General features: G+C 71.4%; 17 protein-coding genes. 12 read left to right on the top strand and 5 right to left on the bottom strand.

The genetic code is table 11. The features are described 5' to 3' along the window. Positions 1-156 precede the first annotated feature (156 nt). The 3 genes from arfA to rocD all read left to right on the top strand — a co-directional run bounded on the left by arfA (position 157) and on the right by rocD (position 4,042). Positions 157-1,671 carry an arabinosylfuranosidase ArfA gene (arfA, locus tag MTE01_RS14230; RefSeq protein WP_141378127.1) on the top strand — a complete coding sequence of 505 codons (1,515 nt, stop codon included), beginning with the start codon at positions 157-159 and terminating at the stop codon, positions 1,669-1,671. A 272-nt stretch (positions 1,672-1,943) separates the two neighbouring features. Next, positions 1,944-2,828: a dimethylargininase gene (ddaH, locus tag MTE01_RS14225; protein ID WP_141378126.1), complete on the top strand. Its 885-nt coding sequence runs from the start codon at positions 1,944-1,946 to the stop codon at positions 2,826-2,828. Beyond that, the gene (gene rocD, locus MTE01_RS14220) at positions 2,825-4,042 is read left to right on the top strand and encodes an ornithine--oxo-acid transaminase (RefSeq protein ID WP_141378125.1); all 1,218 of its coding nucleotides are present in this window, start codon (positions 2,825-2,827) and stop codon (positions 4,040-4,042) included. The genes ddaH and rocD overlap by 4 nt, the downstream gene beginning before the upstream one ends. A 134-nt stretch (positions 4,043-4,176) precedes the next feature. On the opposite strand, the gene MTE01_RS14215 is transcribed toward rocD, so the two are convergent. Continuing rightward, entirely contained in the window at positions 4,177-5,715 is a 1,539-nt protein-coding gene (locus tag MTE01_RS14215; RefSeq protein WP_141378124.1) for a molybdopterin-dependent oxidoreductase, read from the bottom strand. A gap of 163 nt (positions 5,716-5,878) precedes the next feature. Here MTE01_RS14215 and MTE01_RS14210 point away from each other — a divergent pair, with 163 nt between their 5' ends. From MTE01_RS14210 to MTE01_RS14175, 8 genes are all read left to right on the top strand, one after another. Next, the gene (locus MTE01_RS14210; RefSeq protein WP_141378123.1) at positions 5,879-6,907 is read left to right on the top strand and encodes an acyl-CoA dehydrogenase family protein; all 1,029 of its coding nucleotides are present in this window, start codon (positions 5,879-5,881) and stop codon (positions 6,905-6,907) included. Then, entirely contained in the window at positions 6,901-8,268 is a 1,368-nt protein-coding gene (locus tag MTE01_RS14205) for a bifunctional PIG-L family deacetylase/class I SAM-dependent methyltransferase (protein ID WP_141378122.1), read from the top strand. The genes MTE01_RS14210 and MTE01_RS14205 overlap by 7 nt, the downstream gene beginning before the upstream one ends. Continuing rightward, the gene (locus MTE01_RS14200) at positions 8,265-8,984 is read left to right on the top strand and encodes a glycosyltransferase family 2 protein (protein ID WP_141378121.1); all 720 of its coding nucleotides are present in this window, start codon (positions 8,265-8,267) and stop codon (positions 8,982-8,984) included. The genes MTE01_RS14205 and MTE01_RS14200 overlap by 4 nt, the downstream gene beginning before the upstream one ends. Positions 8,985-9,075: 91 nt before the next feature. Further along, the gene (locus MTE01_RS14195; protein ID WP_103208285.1) at positions 9,076-10,257 is read left to right on the top strand and encodes a zinc-dependent alcohol dehydrogenase; all 1,182 of its coding nucleotides are present in this window, start codon (positions 9,076-9,078) and stop codon (positions 10,255-10,257) included. Between the two features lie 111 nt (positions 10,258-10,368). After that, positions 10,369-12,099, top strand: a complete 1,731-nt coding sequence (locus MTE01_RS14190; protein ID WP_103208287.1) for a circularly permuted type 2 ATP-grasp protein — start codon at positions 10,369-10,371, stop codon at positions 12,097-12,099. Then, on the top strand, positions 12,093-13,025 hold the full coding sequence (locus MTE01_RS14185; protein ID WP_103208289.1) for an alpha-E domain-containing protein: 933 nt from the start codon (positions 12,093-12,095) through the stop codon (positions 13,023-13,025). Before MTE01_RS14190 ends, MTE01_RS14185 begins: the two co-directional genes overlap by 7 nt. Further along, positions 13,022-13,867, top strand: a complete 846-nt coding sequence (locus MTE01_RS14180; RefSeq protein WP_103208291.1) for a transglutaminase family protein — start codon at positions 13,022-13,024, stop codon at positions 13,865-13,867. The genes MTE01_RS14185 and MTE01_RS14180 overlap by 4 nt, the downstream gene beginning before the upstream one ends. A gap of 357 nt (positions 13,868-14,224) precedes the next feature. Then, positions 14,225-15,481 (top strand): alpha-hydroxy acid oxidase, encoded by a 1,257-nt coding sequence (locus tag MTE01_RS14175; RefSeq protein WP_141378120.1) that lies wholly within the window; start codon positions 14,225-14,227, stop codon positions 15,479-15,481. Here MTE01_RS14175 and MTE01_RS14170 read toward each other — a convergent pair whose 3' ends face one another. The 4 genes from MTE01_RS14170 to MTE01_RS14155 all read right to left on the bottom strand — a co-directional run bounded on the left by MTE01_RS14170 (position 15,482) and on the right by MTE01_RS14155 (position 19,104). After that, complete coding sequence (locus MTE01_RS14170; RefSeq protein WP_141378119.1) at positions 15,482-16,489, bottom strand: S24/S26 family peptidase; 1,008 nt, start codon at positions 16,487-16,489, stop codon at positions 15,482-15,484. Positions 16,490-16,493: 4 nt separating this feature from the next. Next, entirely contained in the window at positions 16,494-17,084 is a 591-nt protein-coding gene (locus tag MTE01_RS14165; RefSeq protein WP_141378118.1) for a SipW-dependent-type signal peptide-containing protein, read from the bottom strand. 188 nt (positions 17,085-17,272) lie between these two features. Then, on the bottom strand, positions 17,273-18,646 hold the full coding sequence (locus tag MTE01_RS14160) for an MFS transporter (protein WP_103208300.1): 1,374 nt from the start codon (positions 18,644-18,646) through the stop codon (positions 17,273-17,275). Next, positions 18,643-19,104 (bottom strand): MarR family winged helix-turn-helix transcriptional regulator, encoded by a 462-nt coding sequence (locus MTE01_RS14155; RefSeq protein WP_246078316.1) that lies wholly within the window; start codon positions 19,102-19,104, stop codon positions 18,643-18,645. Before MTE01_RS14155 ends, MTE01_RS14160 begins: the two co-directional genes overlap by 4 nt. Before the next feature lie 278 nt (positions 19,105-19,382). On the opposite strand from MTE01_RS14155, the gene MTE01_RS14150 reads away from it, so the two are divergent. Beyond that, positions 19,383-21,167 (top strand): sigma-70 family RNA polymerase sigma factor, encoded by a 1,785-nt coding sequence (locus MTE01_RS14150; RefSeq protein ID WP_141378117.1) that lies wholly within the window; start codon positions 19,383-19,385, stop codon positions 21,165-21,167. The last annotated feature ends 138 nt before the right edge of the window (positions 21,168-21,305 follow it).

The following is a 21,305-nucleotide window of genomic DNA, read 5'->3' as shown; positions in this document are numbered from 1 at the left end:
TGCGACCGGTGGGTTGCGCGCCCGTGGGGCGCTCGCCCGTGGGGCGCTCGCCCGCGGAGCACCCGGACGGCTGTGGCGCGGCAGCACGGCGTTTTCGAAAACGTTTAGCGTGGCGCGCGCGCCGGGGTACCGTCGTCGGAACCGCGAGGAGCACCGATGACCGCTGCCCGACTGACCGTCGACCCCCGTTTCGCGATCGGCCCCGTGCGCCGGCGCCTGTTCGGCGGGTTCGTCGAGCACCTCGGCCGCCACGTCTACGACGGCCTCTACGAGCCCGGTCATCCCGAGGCCGACGGGCGCGGGTTCCGCCGCGACGTCATCGCGCTCGTCCGCGAGCTGGGTGTCTCGACGATCCGGTACCCCGGCGGCAACTTCGTCTCGGGATTCCGCTGGGAAGACAGCGTCGGGCCGCGAGCCGCGCGCCCGCGCCGCCTCGACCTCGCCTGGCACTCGACCGAGACGAACGAGGTGGGCCTGCACGAGTTCTCGGACTGGCTCGACGCCGTCGGCAGCGACCTCATGCTCGCGGTCAACCTCGGCACGCGGGGCACTCTCGAGGCGATCGACCTGCTCGAGTACGCCAACGTCCCCGGCGGCTCGACCCTGTCGCAGCGCCGCATCGACAACGGCCGAGCCGCACCGTTCGACGTGCGCGTGTGGTGCCTCGGCAACGAGATGGACGGCCCGTGGCAGCTCGGCCACCGCTCCGCCGACGACTACGGAAAGCTCGCCTCCCGCACGGCGAAGGGCATGCGCCAGCTCGACCCCTCGATCGAACTCGTCGTGTGCGGTTCGTCGGGTGCGCAGATGCCCACCTTCGGCGACTGGGAGCGCGTCGTGCTCGAGCACACCTACGACGACGTCGACATGATCTCGTGTCATGCCTACTACCAGGAGCACGACGGCGACGCGGCATCCTTCCTCGCCTCCGCCGTCGACATGGACCGCTTCATCGAGGCGGTCGTCGCCACGGCCGACCACGTCGGAGCGGCTCGCGGCAGCGCGAAGCGTATCGACATCTCGTTCGACGAATGGAACGTGTGGTACATCGACCGCGTCGACGCCGTGAAGCCCACCGCCATCGACGACTGGCCGGTCGCCCCGCGCCTGCTCGAAGACGTGTACTCGGTCCTGGATGCCGTGGTCTTCGGCGGTCTGCTCATCTCGCTGCTGAAGCACGCCGATCGGGTGGCGTCGGCCTCCCTCGCTCAACTCGTGAACGTCATCGCCCCGATCATGACCGAGCCCGGCGGGCCCGCCTGGCGCCAGACGACCTTCTTCCCCTTCGCGATCACGTCGCGCCTCGCGCGGGGGCATGCGGTGCGACTGCCCCTCGAGGCCCCGACGCTCGACACCGCTCGGTACGGGACGGTGCCCGCGGTGGATGCCGTGGCCACCGTCGACGACGAGGCCGGAACCGCTGCCCTCTTCGTCGTCCACAGGGGGCTCGAACACCCCGTCGCCGTCGACATCGACGTCAGCGCGCTCGGCGAGGTGGAGGTCGTCGAGACCCACCTCCTCCACGACGACGACCCCGGTGCCGCGAACACCCTCGACGAGCCCGAGCGGGTGCGGCCGCGGGCAGTCGAGACGCGCCTGGTGAACGGCATCCTGTCGGTGTCCCTCCCGCCCGTCGCGTGGATCGCGCTGTCGCTGCGGCGCACGGGCTGAGGGACGCGGGTCTCGTGGGACGACCCTCTTCGCGTGCGCATTCCGCGCAAGGTGCGACGCCCGGGCTTTCTCGCGGGACCACCGGCGGCAGGGCGGACCGCCGTGCCGTGCCGCTCGCCTCCACGCGCACACGCGTGCGAGAATGACACCGGCGTGCTCGGACCGACCTTTCCCCGCACGGCGCCACATGCAGCTGATGGGTGCCGCGCGGGTTCGAAGGGCCACCGAGCCCCAGGACAGCGTCCGCCGCACCTTTCCTCCGAGGAGCAGAGATGTCCGCTACCCCCGTCGCCACCACCGCCGAGGCCACGCCCGACGAGCGCGTGCAACAGCACCGCCGGTACCTCATGTGCCGGCCCGAGCACTTCACGGTCAGCTACAGCATCAACCCGTGGATGGAGCCCTCGCGCCCCACCGACACGAACCTCGCGGTGACGCAGTGGCAGTCGCTCTACGACACCTACACGGAGCTCGGCCACGAGATCGAGCTCATCGACCCGCTCGAGGGGCTGCCCGACATGGTCTACACGGCCAACGGCGGTTTCGTGATCGACGGGGTCGCGTACGGCCCCAAGTTCCGCTTCCGCGAGCGCGCCGCCGAGGCGCCCGCGTTCATCGACTGGTTCGCCGCGAACGGCTTCGAGGTCGCCGAGCCGGTCGAGGTCAACGAGGGCGAGGGCGACTTCCTGCTCGTGGGCGAGACGATCCTCGCCGGCACGGGCTTCCGCTCGACCGGCGACAGCCACCGCGAGGTGGGCGAGGTCTTCTCGCGAGAGGTCGTGTCGCTGACGCTGACCGACCCGCGGTTCTACCACCTCGACACCGCGATCGCGGTGCTCGATCCCGTCGAGGGCCCTGGCGGCGTCGAAAAGGCGAACATCGCGTACCTGCCCACCGCGTTCGACGAGCGCAGCCAGGCGATCCTGCGCGAGCGGTACCCGGATGCCATCCGCGTGTCCGACAGCGACGGCGCGGTGTTCGGCCTGAACTCGGCGAGCGACGGCAAGAACGTCATCATCTCGCCGCGCGCGGTGGGCTTCGAGGCGCAGCTGCGCGAGCGCGGGTACACCCCCGTGAAGGTCGACCTGTCCGAGCTGCTGCTCGGCGGCGGCGGGATCAAGTGCTGCACGCTGGAGCTGCGCGGCGGTTCGCGATGAGCACCACCGTCGACGACCTCGGCGCCCGCCTGATCGCCGAAGAGGGCGCACACCTCGCCCACAACTACCACCCGCTGCCCGTCGTCGTCTCGCGTGCCGAGGGCGTGTGGGTCACCGACGTCGAGGGCAAGCGTTACCTCGACCTGCTGTCGGCCTACTCCGCGCTCAACTTTGGGCACGGTCACCCCGCGATCCTCGCGGCCGCCCGGGAGCAGCTCGATCGCCTGACCCTCACCAGTCGCGCGTACCACAACGACCGCCTCGGTCCCTTTGCGACAGCGCTCGCGCAGCTCTGCGGCAAAGACCTCGTGCTGCCGATGAACACCGGCGCCGAGGCCGTCGAGACCGGCATCAAGGTCGCGCGCGCCTGGGGGTACCGCACCAAGGGCATCGCCCCCGACGCCGCGACGATCATCGTCGCGAACGGCAACTTCCACGGCCGCACCACCACGATCGTCGGCTTCAGCGACGACCCCACGGCGCACGACGACTTCGGTCCGTACGCGCCGGGCTTCGTGCACGTGCCCTACGGCGACGCGGATGCCATCGCTGCGGCGATCGACGAGAACACCGCCGCCGTCCTGCTCGAGCCCATCCAGGGCGAGGCCGGGGTCGTCCTCCCGCCCGAGGGGTTCCTGCAGCGGGTCCGCGAGATCTGCACCGCGAACGACGTGCTCTTCATCGCCGATGAGATCCAGTCGGGTCTGGGACGCGTGGGCGAGACGTTCGCGTGCGATCGCGAGGGCGTCGTGCCCGACGTCTATCTGCTCGGCAAGGCGCTCGGCGGCGGCATCCTGCCCCTGTCGGCCGTCGTCGCGAACGAGGACGTGCTCGGCGTCATCCGCGCGGGGGAGCACGGCTCGACCTTCGGCGGCAACCCGCTGGCCGCGGCCGTGGGTCTGCGGGTCGTCGAGATGCTGGCATCTGGAGAGTTCCAGGCGCGCGCGAAGGCGCTGGGGGCGCACCTCGAGGCGTCGCTGCAGTCGCTGATCGGCCACGGCGTCACGACCGTGCGTATCGCGGGTCTGTGGGCCGGCGTCGACATCGACCCCGCCTACGGCACCGGTCGCGAGATCGCCGAGAAGCTGCTCGCCCGCGGCGTGCTCGTGAAGGACACGCACGGCCAGACGATCCGCATCGCGCCGCCGCTGACGATCCGCGCGACCGAGCTGGACTGGGCCGTCGAGCAGGTACGGCACGTGCTGTCGGCCTGAGTGCCGAATGGCCCCGCGCCGCGCCCGCGCCAAGGCGTGCGTGTCCCCCTTCGTGCGGATCCCGTGCGGATTTTCTGCACGAGGGGGGACACGGGCCGTCGCGCCGCGGACAGGCGTCGCGCCTCCGAGCGGGCTCAGGCCACCGACACCGTACGCTGATCCCAGCCGGTCGCGCCGTCGGGTGCCGGGGCGGCCGTGTCGGCGGTCTGCGTCTCGCCCGTGGCCGAGACGGCCCGGCAGCGCAGGGTGTGCGATCCGCTCGTGGCGTTCCACGGCAGGCTCCACTGCACCCAGGTGTCGGCCGAGATCGCGCTGGCGAGCGTCGCTGCCTGCCACGGACCGTCGTCGATCTGCACCTCGACCCCCGAGACGCCCACGTGCGTCTGCCAGGCGACTCCGGCGATGACGGTGTCGCCCGCGCCGACCCGCGCGCCCGACCGGGGCACGTCGATGCGCGACTGCAGCTTCACGGGTCCGCGCTCCGACCAGCCGCGCGAGGTCCAGTACCCCTCGGCGCGGTCGTAGCGGGTGACCTCGAGCTCGCTGACCCACTTCGTCGCCGACACGTAGCCGTAGAGCCCCGGCACGACCATCCGCACGGGGAAGCCGTGCTCGATCGGCAGGGGTTCGCCGTTCATGCCGATGGCCAGCAGGGCGTTGCGGTCGTCGGTGAGGGCTTCGAGGGGGGTGGATGCCGTGAATCCGTCGACCGAGTGCGAGAGCACCATGTCGGCCTCGGTCGTCGGCTTCGCGCGCTCGAGGATGTCGCGAAGGGGCACCCCCAGCCAGCGGGCGGTGCCGATGAGCGATCCGCCCACCTCGTTCGACACGCACACGAGGGTTGCGACGGTCTCCTTCTGGGGGAGGGCGACCAGATCGTCCCACCGCAGCACCACCTCTTGCTCGACCATGCCGTGCACCCGCAGTGTCCAGGTCGCGGGGTCCACCTGCGGCACGACGAGAGCGGTGTCGATGCGGTAGAAGTCCGACGCGGGGGTGATGATCGGCCCGAGCCCGTCGATCCCGAGGTCGGCTCCGGCCGGAACGGGCGTGGTCGTCGCGGGGGACGGCAGTCGCAGGGCGGAGCGCACCGCGCTGACGGCGCGCGCGCCCCCGCTCACCGCGACGGATCCGACGGCGGCGAGGGCGCCGGCCATGACGGCCACCCCCGAGAGGGCGAGGACGCTGCGGCGCGAGACGCCGTCGTCGGTCGGGGCCTTCGTCGACCGTCGCCGGAGCCGGGCGACCAGCAGCCCGGCCACCAGGGCGGCGGCGGCTCCCGCGACCAGCGACGGGAGGGGCGACAGTGTCCCGGCATCCGCCCGCGTCATCGAGACGATCGCGCCGATCACCCCGAGCGCGATGAGCACGACCCGCCCCCACGGGGCCTTGCGCCGTTCGAGAACTCCGGCGACGCCGGCGACGATCAGCAGCAGCACCGCGATCCCCACGAGCAGGGCCGCCTTGTCGCCCGTGCCGAACAGGTCGATCGCCAGGTCTTTCGCCCAGGCCGGGGCGAGGTCGATCATGCCACCGCCGATGACGGCGAACGGGCTCGCGGTGGGCGAGACGATCGCCGCGGCGAGCTCGCCGAGGCCGGCGCCGAACACGGTGGCGGCGATCGACGCGACGATCGCCGCGAGATCTCGGCGGCGGGAAGATGCGGGGGTCACGAAGGGAGCCTAGGGAGCCCCGGGCACCCCGGCGCCGGACGCGCGGTATTCACAGCCAACCGGCATCCGCCGCTCTGCTCTGCCCGAGACGGGCGACGGTGTCAAGGTCCTCGCCGAAACCCGCCGCGGTCCCCACGCTGTCGCGGTGAGACACCGCGGAGCTTTGCCATCCCCCCTCCTCCTCTCCGACGACGCCCCCGACCTCGACGACGTCCGTGAGGCCCTTCGCAGGGCGGATGCCGTCGAGGGGCTCGGCAGCGACGTCGCCGCCACGCTCGCGTGGGCGACGAGCGTGACCCCTCCGCGCTCCCTCGCCGCGACCTGGGAACTCCTCGCGTCCGTGGCCAGGCGAGACGTCGCCGCCGCTCGCGTGCTCGAGCCGCACCTCGACGCGCTCGCGATCCTCGGCGAAGCCGCCCGCGAGGGGATCGACGTCGCTCTCGAGCCCGGCGGGTCGTGGGGCGTCTTCGCGGCGGAGGGCCCCGGCATGCGACTCGAGGCTCGACAGGATGCCGGAACCTGGACGCTGCGCGGAACCAAGCCCTGGTGCTCGCTCGCGGCCCACCTCGACCGTGCCCTCGTGACCGCGTGGGTCGACGACGAACGGCGACAGCTCTTCGCGCTCGACCTGCGCGCCCCGGGCGTCACCTCGCGGACCGGCCCCTGGTACGCCCGCGGACTCGACCGGGTCGTCAGCGCCCCGATCGACGTCGACGGGGCGGTCGCCGTCCCCGTGGGCGAGCCCGGCTGGTACCTGCGTCGATCGGGCTTCGCGCACGGCGGGGTCGGAGTCGCGGCCTGCTGGTGGGGTGGGGCCCTGCCGCTGCGCGATGCGTTGAGCGAGGCCGCCGCGTCCGACCGCGCCGATCAGCTCTCGCGCGTGCATCTCGGGCGTGCCGACACCGCCCTCTGGGCCGCGCGCGCCGTGCTGCGCGAGACGGCGACGGTCTTCGGTGCCGGGGGCTCGGCATCCGCGGGCCTGCGTGCCGCCCGCGCGCGCACCGTGGTCGCCGACGCCGTCGAGACGACCCTCGCCGAGGCCGCGCGCGCGCTCGGACCGCTGCCGCTCGTCGCCGACGAGGCGTACGCGCGTCGCGTCGCCGACCTGCAGGTCTACCTGCGCCAGCATCACGGCGAGCGCGACGTCGCGAGAATCGGCGTCGACGTCGCGACGGGGGCGGGCGCGTGGTGAGCTTCGACCACCGCGATCCCGGGACCGACGAGAGCGTCTGGACGGACGCACTCCGCCGTGACCTGCCCCCGCTCGATCTCGACGTCGACCATCTGATCGTGGTCGCCGCGCACCCCGACGACGAGAGCCTCGGAGCCGCGGGTCTGCTCGCGACCGCGGCCGCGCGCGGCATCCCGATCGATCTTCTCGTCGTGACCGACGGCGAGGGCTCTCACCCCGGTTCGCCCACCCACGGGCCCGCGACCCTCGCGCTCCTGCGCCGCCGCGAGCTTCACGATGCGGCGCGCATCGTGGGCCTGGTCGGCAATCCGATCTTCCTCGGCCTGCCGGATGGCGGGACGGGGGAGTACCGGGATGCCATCACCGCGGCGCTGCGCGAAACGCTCGACGCCGCGACCGGTCGGCGCGTGCTGGTGCTGTCGCCGTGGCGGGGAGACGGGCACCGCGACCACCGGGTCGTCGGCGAGATCGTGGAACAGGTCTGCGCCGCCCGCGGGGTGCGCTCGCGCGCCTTCCCGATCTGGCTCTGGCACTGGGGCGGCCCCGACGACGTGCCGTGGGACCGCGTCGAGCGTCTCGCCCTCGAGCCCCGCTCGCGAGAGGTCAAGACCCGCGCCCTCGACGCGCACCGCAGTCAGCTCGAGCCGCTGTCGGGCGCCCCGGGGGATGAGGCGACGATCCACGCCGGCATGCGCGCGCACGCCGAGCGCGACGCCGAGCTCTTCATCGCCCCGGAGTCGCCCGCGACCCCGGCGGGCAGCGTCGGAAGGCAGTACTTCGACGACATGTACGCCCGCCACGACGATCCCTGGGGCTTCGACTCGCGCTGGTACGAAGAGCGCAAACGTTCCGTGCTCCTGGCCGCCCTCCCGTGGCGCCACTACCGCTCGACCCTCGAGGCGGGGTGCTCGACGGGGGCGCTGACGGTGTATCTGGCCGACCGGAGCGACCGGGTGCTCGCCGTCGACCTCGCCCCCGCGGCCCTCGAGCGCGCGCGGACACGCCTCGCGGGTCGCGAGAACGTCGAGCTCCGCCTCGCGACGCTCCCCGACGCATGGCCCGAGGGGGAGTTCGACCTCGTCGTGCTGTCGGAGGTGGCCTACTACTGGGCCGGCGTCGATCTCGACCGCGGGCTCACCGCGGCCACCGCCTCGCTCAGCGCCGACGGTCGCCTCGTCGCCTGTCACTGGCGGCACCCGGTGGCCGAATACCCCCGCAGCGGCGACGAGGTGCACGCCGCGCTCGCCGCACGTCCCGATCTCGTGCGTCTCGTGCGGCACGAGGAGGAGGACTTCGTGCTCGAGGTGTACGCGCACCCGGGCGCGCGTTCGGTGGCGGCCGAGTCCGGACTCGTCCCGTGAGGGCGGTGGCCGTGGTGATCCCGGCGCACGACGAGGAAGCGCTGATCGGGCGCTGCCTGGCATCGGTCGACCGGGCCGTCTCTCGCGCGAAGAAGCGCACGCCCGAGCTGGCCGTCGCGGTCGTCGTCGTGCTCGATGCGTGCACCGACACCACCGCCGCGCAGGTGCGGCGCTGGCCGGTCGAGACGGTCGAGATCGGCGCTCGCCGCGTGGGCACCGCGCGGCGGGTCGGTGTCGCGCACGCGCTCGGGACGCTCTCGGCGAGCCCGGTCGACACGTGGATCGCGATGACGGATGCCGACACCGTCGTGCCCCCGAACTGGGTGACCCACCAGCTCGATCTCGCCGACACCGGGGTCGACCTCGTGCTCGGAACCGTGCGCCCCGACTTCGCCGACCTCAGCGCCCGCCACGCCGCGTACTGGCGCGCCACGCACCATCGGGGCGCACCGCCCGGGAACGTCCACGGCGCCAACCTCGGCGTGCGCGCGAGCACGTACGGCCGGGCGGGCGGCATCCCGGATCTCGTCGAACACGAGGACGTGGCCCTCGTCCGGGCGGCCCGGGCCCTCGGCGCCCGGGAGCGGGCGAGCGATGCGCACGAGGTCGAGACCTCCGGCCGATTCACGGGGCGCACGCCCGCCGGCTACGCCGCGTTCCTCGCGCGGGTGCACTCCTGGGTCGATGCTCCACCCCTGGCGGCCCCCGGCGCGTGACGCATCGCGCGGGGGCTCGTCAACCACCTCGCCGGTTGCGCGCTCGCGGCGCAGACTGATCGTCCCCCCCCCCGGAACGAGAGGCACCACCATGAAGGCACTGACCTGGCAGGGCACGCGCAACGTGAGCGTCGAGGAGGTCCCCGACCCCGAGATCCTTGAGCCGACCGACGCGATCGTGAAGATCACCTCGACCGCGATCTGCGGCTCCGACCTGCACCTGTACGAACTGTTCGGCCCCTTCATCGACAAGGGCGACGTGCTCGGACACGAGCCGATGGGCGTCGTCGTCGAGGTGGGCTCGGCCGTGACGAATCTCGCCGTCGGCGACCGCATCGTCGTGCCCTTCAACATCTCGTGCGGTCACTGCTTCCTGTGCCGCCGCGGCCTGCAGTCGCAGTGCGAGACGACGCAGGTGCGCGAGTACGGCAGCGGCGCGGCGCTCTTCGGCTACACGAAGCTCTACGGTCAGGTGCCGGGCGGTCAGGCCGAGTACCTGCGCGTCCCGCTGGCCGATTACAACCACATCCGCGTCGGAGACGACCTGCCCGACGATCGCTACCTCTTCCTCAGCGACATCGTGCCCACGGCGTGGCAGGGCGTGCAGTACGCGAACGTCCCCGAGGGCGGCACGCTCGCGGTGATGGGCCTCGGTCCGGTGGGGCAGTTCGCCGCCCGTATCGGCGTGCACCTGGGCTACCGCGTGCTCGCGGTCGAGCCCGAGCCCGAGCGGCGCGCCATGGCCGAGCGGCACGGCATCCTCACCTACGACCTGACCGACACGGTGGTCGACGAACTGGTCGATCTCACCGAGGGGCGCGGGGCCGACGGTGTGGTGGATGCCGTCGGCATGGAGGCCCACGGCAACGGGGGCGTCGAGCTGGCACAGAAGGCCGTGGGCCTTCTCCCCGACGCGCTCGCGCAGAAGCTCATGGACAAGGCCGGGCTCGACCGCTTGGCCGCGGTGTACGCCTCGATCGACCTCGTCCGCCGCGGCGGCACGGTGTCGTTGAGCGGGGTGTACGCCGGAGAGGCCGACGTGCTGCCGATGAAGACGATGTTCGACAAGCAGATCGCCCTCCGGATGGGCCAGTGCAACGTCAAGCGCTGGGTCGACGACCTGCTGCCGCTGGTCGAGGACCCCGCCGACCCGCTCGGTGTGATGGACCTCGTCACGCACCACGCCCCGCTCGATGACGCCCCGGGCCTGTACGAGACGTTCCAGAAGAAGCAGGACGGCTGCATCAAGGTGGTGCTGCGCCCCGGCACCTGAGCCGTTCGGCTGAGCCGTTCGGCGGAGCTGCTCGTGCGCACGCCGTGCTCGGCGGCGCAAGAGCGCGGGTGGGAAACGTGTCCGCAACACGGCGCTGAGTAGAGTCGTCGCATGGGTGACCTGTTCGACGGTTACGGCTCCACGCTGGCGCCGCGCAAGACCGCTTCCGGCATCCCGGCGTTCGACGAGATGTTCGGCGTTCCGGCGAGTCCCGGAGAAGCCGCCCCGTCTCGTGAGGCGTACCGGGAGCTGTACCAGACGCTCGCGCAGATGACGCAGGATGAGCTGCGCGGACGCACCGAGTCGCTCGCCAGTTCGTATCTCGCGCAGGGTGTCACGTTCGACTTCGCGGGCGAGGAGCGGCCTTTCCCCCTGGATGCCGTGCCCCGGGTCATCGCCTACGACGAGTGGTCGCGCATCGAGGCCGGCGTGAAGCAGCGCGTCAAGGCCCTCGAGGCGTTCCTCGACGACGCGTACGGCAATCAGCACTGCGTCCGCGACGGCATCCTGCCCGCGGGTCTCATCTCGTCGTCGCAGTATTTCTACCGTCAGGCGGCCGGCATCCGCAGCGCCAACGGCGTGCGGATCCAGGTGTCGGGCATCGACCTCATCCGCGACGAGCACGGCGAGATGCGCGTGCTCGAAGACAACGTGCGCGTGCCCTCCGGCGTCTCGTACGTGATCTCGAACCGCCGCGTCATGGCGCAGACGCTTCCCGAGCTGTTCGTGTCGATGCGGGTGCGCCCCGTCGGCGACTATCCGAACAAGCTGCTCGCCGCCCTCCGGGCGTCGGCCCCGCCCGGGATCGACGACCCGAACATCGTCGTGCTCACGCCGGGCGTCTACAACTCGGCGTACTTCGAGCACACGCTGCTCGCGCGCCTCATGGGCGTCGAGCTCGTCGAGGGCCGCGACCTGCTGTGCATCGGCGGCAAGGTGTTCATGCGCACCACTCGCGGCCCGCAGCGCGTCGATGTCATCTATCGCCGCGTCGACGACGATTTCCTCGACCCGCTGCAGTTCCGCGCCGACTCGATGCTGGGCGCGCCCGGCCTCATGCTCGCCGCGCGCCTGGGCAACGTCACGATCGCCAACGCCGTGGGCAACGGCGTCGCCGACGACAAGCTGCTCTACACGTATGTGCCGGATCTCATCCGGTACTACCTCGCCGAAGAGCCCATTCTCAAGAACGTCGACACCTGGCGCCTCGAAGACCCGGGCGCCCTCGAAGAGGTGCTCGACCGTCTGCCCGAACTCGTGGTCAAGCCGGTCGACGGCTCGGGGGGCAAGGGGCTGGTCGTGGGGCCCGACGCCTCGCCCGCCGAGCTCGACGCCCTGCGCAAGCGCTTGCTCGCCGACCCGCGCGGATGGATCGCGCAGCCCGTCGTGATGCTCTCGACCATCCCGACCCTCGTCGAAGACGGGATGCGTCCGCGTCACGCCGACCTGCGCCCCTTCGCGGTCAACGACGGAGACGACATCTGGGTGCTCCCCGGTGGCCTGACCCGCGTCGCGCTGCCCGAGGGGCAGCTCGTGGTGAACTCCAGTCAGGGCGGCGGTTCGAAGGACACCTGGATCGTCGGCGGCTCGGCGCCCTCCCACGTCGAGTACGGTCAGGGCAACGGCGTCTCGGGTCTCGTCGCCGACCAGGCCGCGGTGACCGAGGCGATCCCGATCATCTACGACGGCCAACCCGCTCCCGCGACCTCGCCCCGCGACCCCCGTCCGGGTAACGGCCCCTCCGGCAAAGAGCAGCAGGAGCAGCAGCAGCAGGATGCCGCGGTGCAGCACGGTCCGCAGGCCGAGCAGCAGCAGCAGTCGCAGGAGGTGCCGGGGTGCTGAGTCGTATCGCCGAATCGCTGTTCTGGATCGGGCGCTACATCGAGCGCAGCGACGGAACCGCTCGCATCCTCGACGTGCACCTGCAGCTGCTGCTCGAAGATCCATGGATCGACGAAGACACCGCGTGCCGATCGCTCCTGAGCGTCATGGGTTCGGCGTGGCCCGAGAACGTCGACTCCGTGCGACGAGACGATGTCCTCGCCCGTCTCGCGGTCGATCGCATGAACCCCTCGAGCATCGCCTACTCGCTCACCGCGGCGCGCGAGAACGCCCGGCGTGCGCGCGAGATCGTCTCGACCGAGCTGTGGGAGATCCTCAACACCACGAACGCCCGGATGCCGCGACGGCTGCAGACCGAGAAGGTGCACGAGTTCTTCCAGTGGGTGCGCGAGCGCGCGGCCCTGGCGATCGGCATCGTCGACTCCTCGACGAACCGCGACGAAGCCTGGCAGTTCTTCACCCTCGGGCGCAGCATCGAGCGCACCGATATGACCGCGCGCCTGCTGGCGACGCGCTCGCTCACCGAGGTGTCGGGCCCGTCGTGGACGACGATCCTCCGCTCGTGCGGCGCGTACGAGGCGTACCTGCGCACGTACCGGGGGATGCCGAGCGCGCGCAATGCCGCCGAGTTCCTCCTGCTCGACCGTCTCTTCCCGCGCTCGATCATCTACTCGATCCAGCGCGCCGAGGACTGCATGAGCGCGATCGATCCGCGCGCCGACCGCGTCGGCCACTCCAACACGGTTCTCCGGGCCCTCGGACAGATCCGCAACGATCTCGAGTACCGCCCGGTCAGCGACATCCTGGCGGAGCTGCCCGAGCACATGCAGCGCGTGCAGACGGTGACCCGCGAAGCGTCGGAGGCGATCCGGTCGCGCTTCTTCCCGACGCAGGCCGAGCCGAGCTGGATCGGGGAGATCTCATGAAACGCCTTCGCATCGAACACCAGACCGGGTTCGTCTACCCGGGCGACGTCGTCGCGTCGTACAACGAGGCCCGCATGCTCCCGCACTCGACCGACAGCCAGTTCGTGTTGAGCTCGTCGCTCGACATCGAGCCGTCGACCTCGGTCAACCAGTACGTCGACTACTTCGGCACGCGGGTGGCGGCGTTCGATGTGCTGTCGCCGCACGGGGCGCTCACGATCACCGCGCGCTCCCTCGTCGAGGTGCGTCCGCGTCCCATCGAACACGCCGACATCACGTGGGAGCAGCTGGCCGCCGAGGCCTCCCGCTCGATCACGACCGTCGAGCAGTTGACGCAGACCCGTCGCACGACCCCGCACCCCGAGGTGGCGGAGCTCGCCCGCTCGATCGCGGCGCAGCACGACCGGCCGGGCCCCGCGGCGCACGCGATCGCCGAGGCGATCGGCGACGCCATCGACTACATGCAGGGCGTCACCGGCGTGCACTCCACGGCGGTCGACGCGTGGGAGGCGCGAAAAGGCGTCTGCCAGGACATCGCGCACATCGCGATCGGGGCCTTGCGCGAGGTCGGCATCCCGGCCCGCTACGTGTCGGGCTACCTGCACCCGAAGCCCTCCGCCGAGGTCGGCGAAGCGGTGACGGGGGAGTCGCACGCGTGGGTCGAGTGGTTCGCCGGCGACTGGCAGGGTTTCGACCCCACCAACAACATCGAGATCGGCGACCGGCACGTGCTGGTGGGCCGCGGACGCGACTACAACGACGTGCCCCCGCTGCGCGGTGTGTACGCCGGCCCCGGCAAGAGCAACCTGAAGGTCAAGGTCACGATCACGCGCGAGACCTGAGCGCCGAGGCGACGCCGCGGGCTCGGACGCGGGCCGTCATGCGGAGTCCGTGCTCGACACTCCGCCCGGGCGCCGGCATCCTGAACCGGTGTGTCGAACACGACGTCCGCGTGACGGCACGGCACGACGGAACGGATTGCCGCAGGTGATCGCGAATGCCGGCGCGTCTCGCAACGGCTGGGCGTCACAGCACAGGGTGAGCAGGCCGGCGGTCTCGCCGCGGTCGGCGTAGCGCGCCCACTCCTCGCGGGGCGGTGTGCGGTCGAGGGCGTTGAGGCGGTGCTCGCACACGGGCCCTGGTCGGGGGGCTCTCTCGCGCGTAGTGTGGTCTGACCACACCGTACGAGAGGGTCTCCCATGGTCCAGCGACAGCTCCCCAAGGTCAACGAGCTCCTCGAGCTCATGCGGTTCAAGAAGCCCGAACTCGACGCGCGCAAGCGCCGCCTGGACGCGGCGCTGACCATCGCCGACCTCCGGACCATCGCCAAGAGGCGCACCCCCAAGGCCGCCTTCGATTACACCGACGGTGCCGCCGAGGGCGAGTTCTCGCTCGGCCGCGCCCGCCGCGCGTTCGAAGACGTTGAGTTCCACCCCGACATCCTGCGGCCCGCCGCCGACGTCGACACCTCGTGCGAGATCCTCGGCGCCCCCTCCGCGCTGCCCTTCGGCATCGCGCCCACCGGTTTCACGCGTCTCATGCAGACCGAGGGTGAGACGGCGGGCGCGTCTGCGGCGGCCGCCGCCGGCATCCCGTTCACCCTCTCGACCCTCGGCACCACCTCGATCGAAGACGTCAAGGCCGCGAACCCGGTCGGTCGCAACTGGTTCCAGCTGTACGTGATGCGCCAGCGCGAGATCTCGTACGGGCTCGTCGAACGCGCCGCCCGGGCGGGCTTCGACACCCTCATGTTCACCGTCGACACCCCCATCGCCGGGGCGCGCCTGCGCGACAAGCGCAACGGCTTCTCCATTCCGCCGCAGCTGACCGTCGGAACCATCGTCAACGCGATCCCGCGCCCCTGGTGGTGGATCGACTTCCTCACCACCCCGAAGCTCGAATTCGCGTCGCTGAGCACGACGGGCGGAACCGTCGGCGAGCTGCTGAACGCCGCGATGGACCCCACCATCGGCTACGACGACCTCGACATCATCCGCGGGATGTGGCCCGGCAAGATCGTCGTCAAGGGCGTGCAGAACGTCCAGGACGCCGCGCGTCTGGTCGATCTCGGCGTCGACGGCATCGTGCTGTCGAACCACGGCGGCCGTCAGCTCGACCGTGCGCCCATCCCCTTCCACCTGCTGCCGAAGGTCGTGCGCGAGGTCGGCAAGGATGCGACGGTCATGGTCGACACCGGCATCATGAACGGCGCCGACATCGTGGCATCCGTCGCTCTGGGGGCGACCTTCACCCTGATCGGACGGGCGTACCTCTACGGCCTCATGGCCGGCGGGCGTCAGGGGGTCGACCGGACGATCGCGATCCTGCGCAGCGAGATCGAGCGCACGATGACCCTGCTCGGTGTCTCCTCCCTCGCCGAGCTGGAGCCGCGGCACGTGACGCAGCTGACGCGCCTCGTGCCGGTGGGGGGACAGGGGCAGGACGCCCGCGTCTGATCACCGGCAGAAGGGCCGCCCGAAACCGAACAGGACGCCGCCGACGGGCACGCTCTCGCTCGACTCGGCCGACCAGTGCGCGCCGATGTTCGTCCGCACCGTCACCGTGTCGGTGCGGAAGAGGGAGTACGAGCCGTCGTTGGGCACGCGAACGGCTCGGAACCACGGTGGGATGTCATCGACCACGACCCGCCCGTCGACCAGCAGGTCGAAGCTGCGGGGCTCCCACCCGTCGTACGCCCACGTCACCACGGCTCCGCCGTCGTTGTCACAGCCGAGCGACCAGGGGCCGGTCGCGCGCCCGGCCGTGACGGTTCCGGATGCCGCGGCCTCGCCGCTGAACGACGCAGAGGCCGGGGTGCTCACGGCCGCCCCGGTCAGGGCGACGGCGACCGCGAGGCCGAGGGCGCGGCCGAGCCGGCGGGTTCTCGACGAGCGGGCGCGAAGAGCGCGACGCGTGAGCGGTTGCGCGTGCGCGGCGGCGTCTCGCGGCGGACTCGGCTCGTCGGGGTCGTCGTCGGCGCCCCGGCGCAGCGCGACAGCGAGACACAGAGCGAACCCCGCGACACTCACCGCGAGCGGGACGACCTCTCCGGTGCGCAGCCACACGATCGGCAGCCCGATCCCGGGCACCCGCAGCACCCCGATGCCGAGGACGGCATCGGGGTGCAGCGGAGTCGAGTCGGCGTCGGGGTTGGCGTCGCCCTTCGTGACGAGGCCACCGTCGGGGTCGAGCTCGGCGATGCGGTGCAGGCGCAGGCGGTCGGTCCAGTCCGGGTCGATCGCCAGCACGACACGTCCCGGAAGGAGCGCCTCCCGCGGGGCGGGCCGCGACACGACGACATCACCCACCTCGATGGCCGGCGTCATGGACGCCGTCATCACAGTGGTCGGCAGCCACCCCAGGGCCACGGGAGCCGCCGCCCAGAACGCCAACGCCAGCACCAGCGCCACGACCGCCCGCGCCGCCGCCACCCCCGCGACGAGGAGGATGCGACGGGAGCGCACGGACTCAGCTGTTCTGCGCTTCCCAGACGAACGCGGTCGAGGCGGTGCCGCCCTGGACCGCGTTCGGCGCGTCGTCGGCGAGACTCCACGTGATGCGGAAGGTGCGCGTCTCGCTTCCGCCCCCGCCCGGGCTCCACGTGGCTGCTCCCGACCGGTACGAGGTGTGTGCCCCGGTGAAGCCCGAGAGGCGGCCGTCGAAGACGGTGCTCTGCGAGGTGAAGCCGTTGCAGGTGCCGTAACCGCCGCCGGTTCCCTGCTCGACGCGCAGGATCAGGTGGTCGGCCAGGCCCGCGGACCCCGAGGCATCCGCGGCGTAGAGGCGTACCTGCGAGGCCAGGGTTCCGGTCGAGGTGACGGCGATGCAGGTCGTCGCCCCGTCGCCCGGCTTGGCGTTGCCGGCCGTGAACAAGGCGCGGCCGGCGGCGTCGTCGTCGAGCTGGACGGTCCCCGCCCGCCAGCCGTTGCGTTCATTGGAGGTGGTATCGGAGAAGGCGGCGTACGAACTCGTCGACACCAGCAGCCCCGCCGCGACGACAGCCGCGGGAAGGGCGATCGCGGTGGCGATGCGAGAGGAACGGCGTGTGAACTTCGGCATGATGGATCTCCCCACGAGATCGATGTGCGTATTGGACACCCGCACAATAGGGGAGCTGCTGGGTCTCGGACGGGTGCGCCCGGTGGCTTGACAACGCCTGCGTCGTCGTGGCACAAGTTCGACTGAATGGACTCACCCGGTTCGCGCGCCGACGCTCGCCCGTGGGGCGCCGCTGGGGCGAAGCTGTGTCAGCCGCCGTGGCGCGGGCGGGGTGTCGCGCGCGGCGACCGCTCGCCCGGGGGCAGCGGGATCGGCGTCGTGCCGGCGACCTCATCGCTGAAGTCCTCGGGTTCGGGCGCGATGGTCGTGATCGGGCGCGTCTCGTCGAGCGTGAGGCGGAAGCGCTTGGTCTCGTGGCGGTGCAGGCGGCCCGACATCGCCGTCCAGGTCGCTCCGATCCCGCACGCGATGACGGCCACGATCGCGGCCAGGCCGATCGCCACGCGGGGGCCGAACTCCGCCGCCACGGCGCCGACGATCGGTGCCCCCACGGGCGTGCCGCCGAGGAGGATCGCCATGTAGAGCGCCAGCACGCGGCCGCGCAGCACGGGGTCGGTCGTTGTCTGCACGTAGCCGTTCGCGGTCGTCAGCGTCGTGACGACGCAGAAGCCGGTCAGTACGAGCGTGGCCGCATAGGCCCCGTAGCTGGGAGCGAAGACCGAGAGGGCGGATGCCACGGCGAAGCCGCCCGAGCCGAGGACGACCACGCGCATGCGGGCGCGCTCGCGGCGCGCGGCCAGGAGTGCTCCGGCGAGGGAGCCGATGGCGACGAAGGAGCTCAGCAGGCCGAACCCGTCGGCACCGCGGCCGAACTCGAGCGCCATCGTGGACGCGAAGATCGGGAAGTTCATGCCGAACGCCCCGAGCAGGAACACCATGACGAAGATGACCACGAGATCGGGGCGCCGGGCCACGTAGCGGAAGCCGTCGGCCAGACGCGCGGGGCCTCCGCGGCGGTGGCGGGCGACGAGCTCGTGCGGGCGCATGAGGAACAGGGCGCCGAGCATCGCCAGGAAGGTGAAGGCGTTCACGAGGAAGACCCAGCCCGTGCCGACGAGCACGATCATGACGCCGGCGGCGGCCGGGCCGATCAGGCGCGCCATGTTGAACGAGGCGGCGTTGAGGGCGACGGCGTTCGACGCGTTCTCTTGAGAGACGAGGTCGGAGACGAAGGCCTGGCGCGCCGGGTTGTCGAAGGCCGTGACGACTCCGAGCGCGAGCGCGAACCCGAACATCAACGGCAGGGTCATCGCTCCGCTCAGCAGCAGGATGCCCAAGGACACGGCCAGCAGCAGCAGGGCGCTCTGGGTGCACATGATGAGCCTGCGACGGTCGAACCGGTCGGCGACCCACCCGGTGACGCTGACCAGGAGCAGCGGGGGGGCGAACTGCAGGGCCATGGTGACGCCCATGGCGGCGGCGTCGTTGTTCGTGAGCTGCGTCAGCACCACCCAGTTCTGGGCCGTGGACTGCATCCAGGCGCCGACGTTCGAGACGAGGGCTCCGATGAACCAGACGCGGTAGTTGAAGATCGACAGCGACCGGAACATCGACGTGCTCATCTGTCGGCCACCTTCCTCATGATCGTGGTGGCGCGGGCCAGCACTTGTCGTTCTTCGGGGGAGAGCTCGGCGAGAGCCTCCTCGACGAAGGCGTCCCGGCGTCGGACCGTCTCGTCGACGATCCGGCGTCCGAGATCGGTGAGGTCGATGGTGACGCGGCGTCGATCGACCTCGTCGGGAATGCGCGTCAGGTACCCCACCTCCTCGAGCTGCGACACCGTGCGATTCATCGACGGAGCCGTGACGCGCTCGCGGTCGGCCAGCTGGCCGAGCGTGTGCGCTCCGTGCACCGTCAATGCGGCGAGGACGGCGAACTGCCCGTCGCTCATGGTGTCGATTGCTCGCTGCGCCCGGAGGCGTCGCGCGAGGCGGAACGTCGCCATGCGCAGCTCGGATGCTGCGGCGCTGTGGTCGGAATTCTGGTCGGGAAGGGGGGATTCGTCGACGCGATCGTTCATATTCCTTTTCTTAGGGTATCTCATTAGCCTTGCTAAGGGTATGGGGCTGCCGGGAAACGGCGTCGCGCTCGTGGTGCGCATCAGAACGGATCGCTGTCGGCCCTCCCGTCACCCGCGATCCCCCCTTTCGTCGCGCAATTTCACCCTCACATTCACCCATCAGGTGAATTTCGTTATCGTGAACGTCTGGCGGCCGAAAGTCCTCCCGTGCCGGTTCGGAGGGGGGTGACGCTCGACACCGCGGGTGGCTGCCGCGAATCGGTGGCAGGGGGAAGCGCATGTCGGTATCGGAAACGAGCGACCGGGCGCTCATCGCTCGGATCCGCCGGGGAGACGACGAAGCCGTCGCTCTGCTGTGGCGTCGGCACCACAAGCCCGTCACGAAGCTGGCAGCGGTGGTGTCGTCTCCATCGATGGCGGACGACCTCACGTCGGAGGCGTTCGAGCGCACCATGCTCGCGCTGCGTCGGGGCTCCGGGCCCGAAGAGCTCATGCGGCCCTATCTGTACACGGTCGTGCGCAACCTCGCATCGCGGGAGCATCGTCGCGGACAACGCTTCGCCGATGCCGTGGAGCTCGACTCCATCGACGAAGCGACGATCGAGAACGACCCCGCGGCGATGTTCGCGACCCGCCTCGGTGAGTCGCTGCTCGGGCGGGCGTTTCGCGCCTTGCCGGAGCGCTGGCAGACAGTGCTCTGGTACGTCGACGTCGAGCGCCTCCCGCCGCGCCGGGTCGCTCCTCTGCTCGGGCTCTCGCCGCACGCGACGTCGGCCCTGGCCTACCGGGCGCGGCGCTCGTTGCGCGCGGCCTGGATGCAAGCCCACCTCGAACTCGAGGGACGCCCCGACAACTGCCGCCGCGCACTCGCCGTCTTCGGTGCCGTCGAAGAGGGAACCGCCTCGGCCCGGGACCGTCGGTCGTTCGAGGATCATGTGTCCACGTGCCCCTGGTGCCCGCCGCTCGTCGAGGAGGTGCGCTCGGTCGCGCGCGTGCTGCCGGCTCTGCTTCTCCTCATCGGGGGACTGTCCGCCACGGCTGCGGTCGGGTGGGGCGCGCGTCCTGTGCCCGAAGCGAAGACAGTTCCCGGGGAGCGGAGAACGACCCCGGGCCGGTCGCTCGTCGTTGCCGCGTCGATCGTCGCCCTGGTCGGGGCGGGTGCGGGTGCGGGGGTTGCCGTGACGGCGTCCTTCGGCTCGTCGGCGAGCTCCGTCGTCGACGACGGCGTGACCACGGAGGGGGCGAACCCCACGGACGTTCCACCGGTCATCCTCGACGACGCATCGATCCCGGAGAACGTCGTCGGGCCGGCCACCGACCCGGAGGACACCGTCGTGATCGCCGAGCCCGATCAGCCTCTCCCCGTTCCGTCGCCGGCGGCACCGGAACCATCGGCCCCCGTCGCGCCGCTCGCTCCGCAGCAAGACGGACAATCGACCGTGGAGTCCTCGTCAGAGGAAGCTTCCCCCTCGGACGCATCCGAGACGGAGGCCGCCCTCGCGCCCGAGGCTCCGACGCTGAATGACGAGTGGGATCCCGCGGCGACCGTCGCGCCGCTCATCGAGGGGCGTGCAGCACCGGGGGCGCGCGTGCGCATCTGGCCCGAGGGCCGCCCTGAGGCCGCTGTCGAGACGGAGGTGCCGGCATCCGGAGCATGGTCGATGCGGATCGAGGATCTGCGCCCCACGGATGCCGCAGTGGCGGCCGTCGCGATCGATCCGCAGGGGAGGCGTTCGCCGACTGTGTCGTCTGCGCCCTTCGCGTTCGTTCCTCTCGTCGAGGCGCCCACGGAGGGGACAGCGTCGGGGGTCGATCCCGTCGCCCTCCGCGTTCGCGGGTGGGCCTCGAGCAGGCTCGTGGTCCGTCTCGATGGTCGGGAACTGGCGCGCGGCCTGGAGATTCCGGCATCCGGAGTTCTCGATCGACGGATCGGGCGGTCGACGGCGTCGGGGCTCATCGGTCTCGCCCCGGGGATTCACGAGCTCGAGGTCGCCTACCAGCGGCTCGACGCAAGCGCCGCGGGTACGACGCGGGTGACGTTCACGGTCTCGCCCGTCGGCTGAGCGACACCGTCAGGCGCGTATGGTGCGCGACCCCGTCTGCAGGCACCGTGCGATGACGGGGCGCTGTCGCGGAGCGATGACGCGGTGACGGGCCGTCTCGAAAATCTTCGGTCGTATCGCGTGATGAAACACGTCGGG

This window comes from Microbacterium testaceum, assembly GCF_006539145.1.
GTDB lineage: Bacteria > Actinomycetota > Actinomycetes > Actinomycetales > Microbacteriaceae > Microbacterium > Microbacterium testaceum.
Note: the sequence above shows the minus strand (reverse complement) of the source record. Positions and strands in the feature narration are given on the sequence as shown.

Bases quoted from the DNA above. Each gene is read 5' to 3' on its own strand.
- rocD (WP_141378125.1), top strand. From the start codon at position 2,825: ATGAGCACCACCGTCGACGACCTCGGCGCCCGCCTGATCGCCGAAGAG.
- MTE01_RS14195 (WP_103208285.1), top strand. From the start codon at position 9,076: ATGAAGGCACTGACCTGGCAGGGCACGCGCAACGTGAGCGTCGAGGAG.
- MTE01_RS14165 (WP_141378118.1), bottom strand. From the start codon at position 17,084: ATGCCGAAGTTCACACGCCGTTCCTCTCGCATCGCCACCGCGATCGCC.
- MTE01_RS14190 (WP_103208287.1), top strand. From the start codon at position 10,369: ATGGGTGACCTGTTCGACGGTTACGGCTCCACGCTGGCGCCGCGCAAG.
- MTE01_RS14155 (WP_246078316.1), bottom strand. From the start codon at position 19,104: ATGAACGATCGCGTCGACGAATCCCCCCTTCCCGACCAGAATTCCGAC.
- arfA (WP_141378127.1), top strand. From the start codon at position 157: ATGACCGCTGCCCGACTGACCGTCGACCCCCGTTTCGCGATCGGCCCC.
- MTE01_RS14175 (WP_141378120.1), top strand. From the start codon at position 14,225: ATGGTCCAGCGACAGCTCCCCAAGGTCAACGAGCTCCTCGAGCTCATG.
- MTE01_RS14150 (WP_141378117.1), top strand. From the start codon at position 19,383: ATGTCGGTATCGGAAACGAGCGACCGGGCGCTCATCGCTCGGATCCGC.
- ddaH (WP_141378126.1), top strand. From the start codon at position 1,944: ATGTCCGCTACCCCCGTCGCCACCACCGCCGAGGCCACGCCCGACGAG.
- MTE01_RS14160 (WP_103208300.1), bottom strand. From the start codon at position 18,646: ATGAGCACGTCGATGTTCCGGTCGCTGTCGATCTTCAACTACCGCGTC.
- MTE01_RS14180 (WP_103208291.1), top strand. From the start codon at position 13,022: ATGAAACGCCTTCGCATCGAACACCAGACCGGGTTCGTCTACCCGGGC.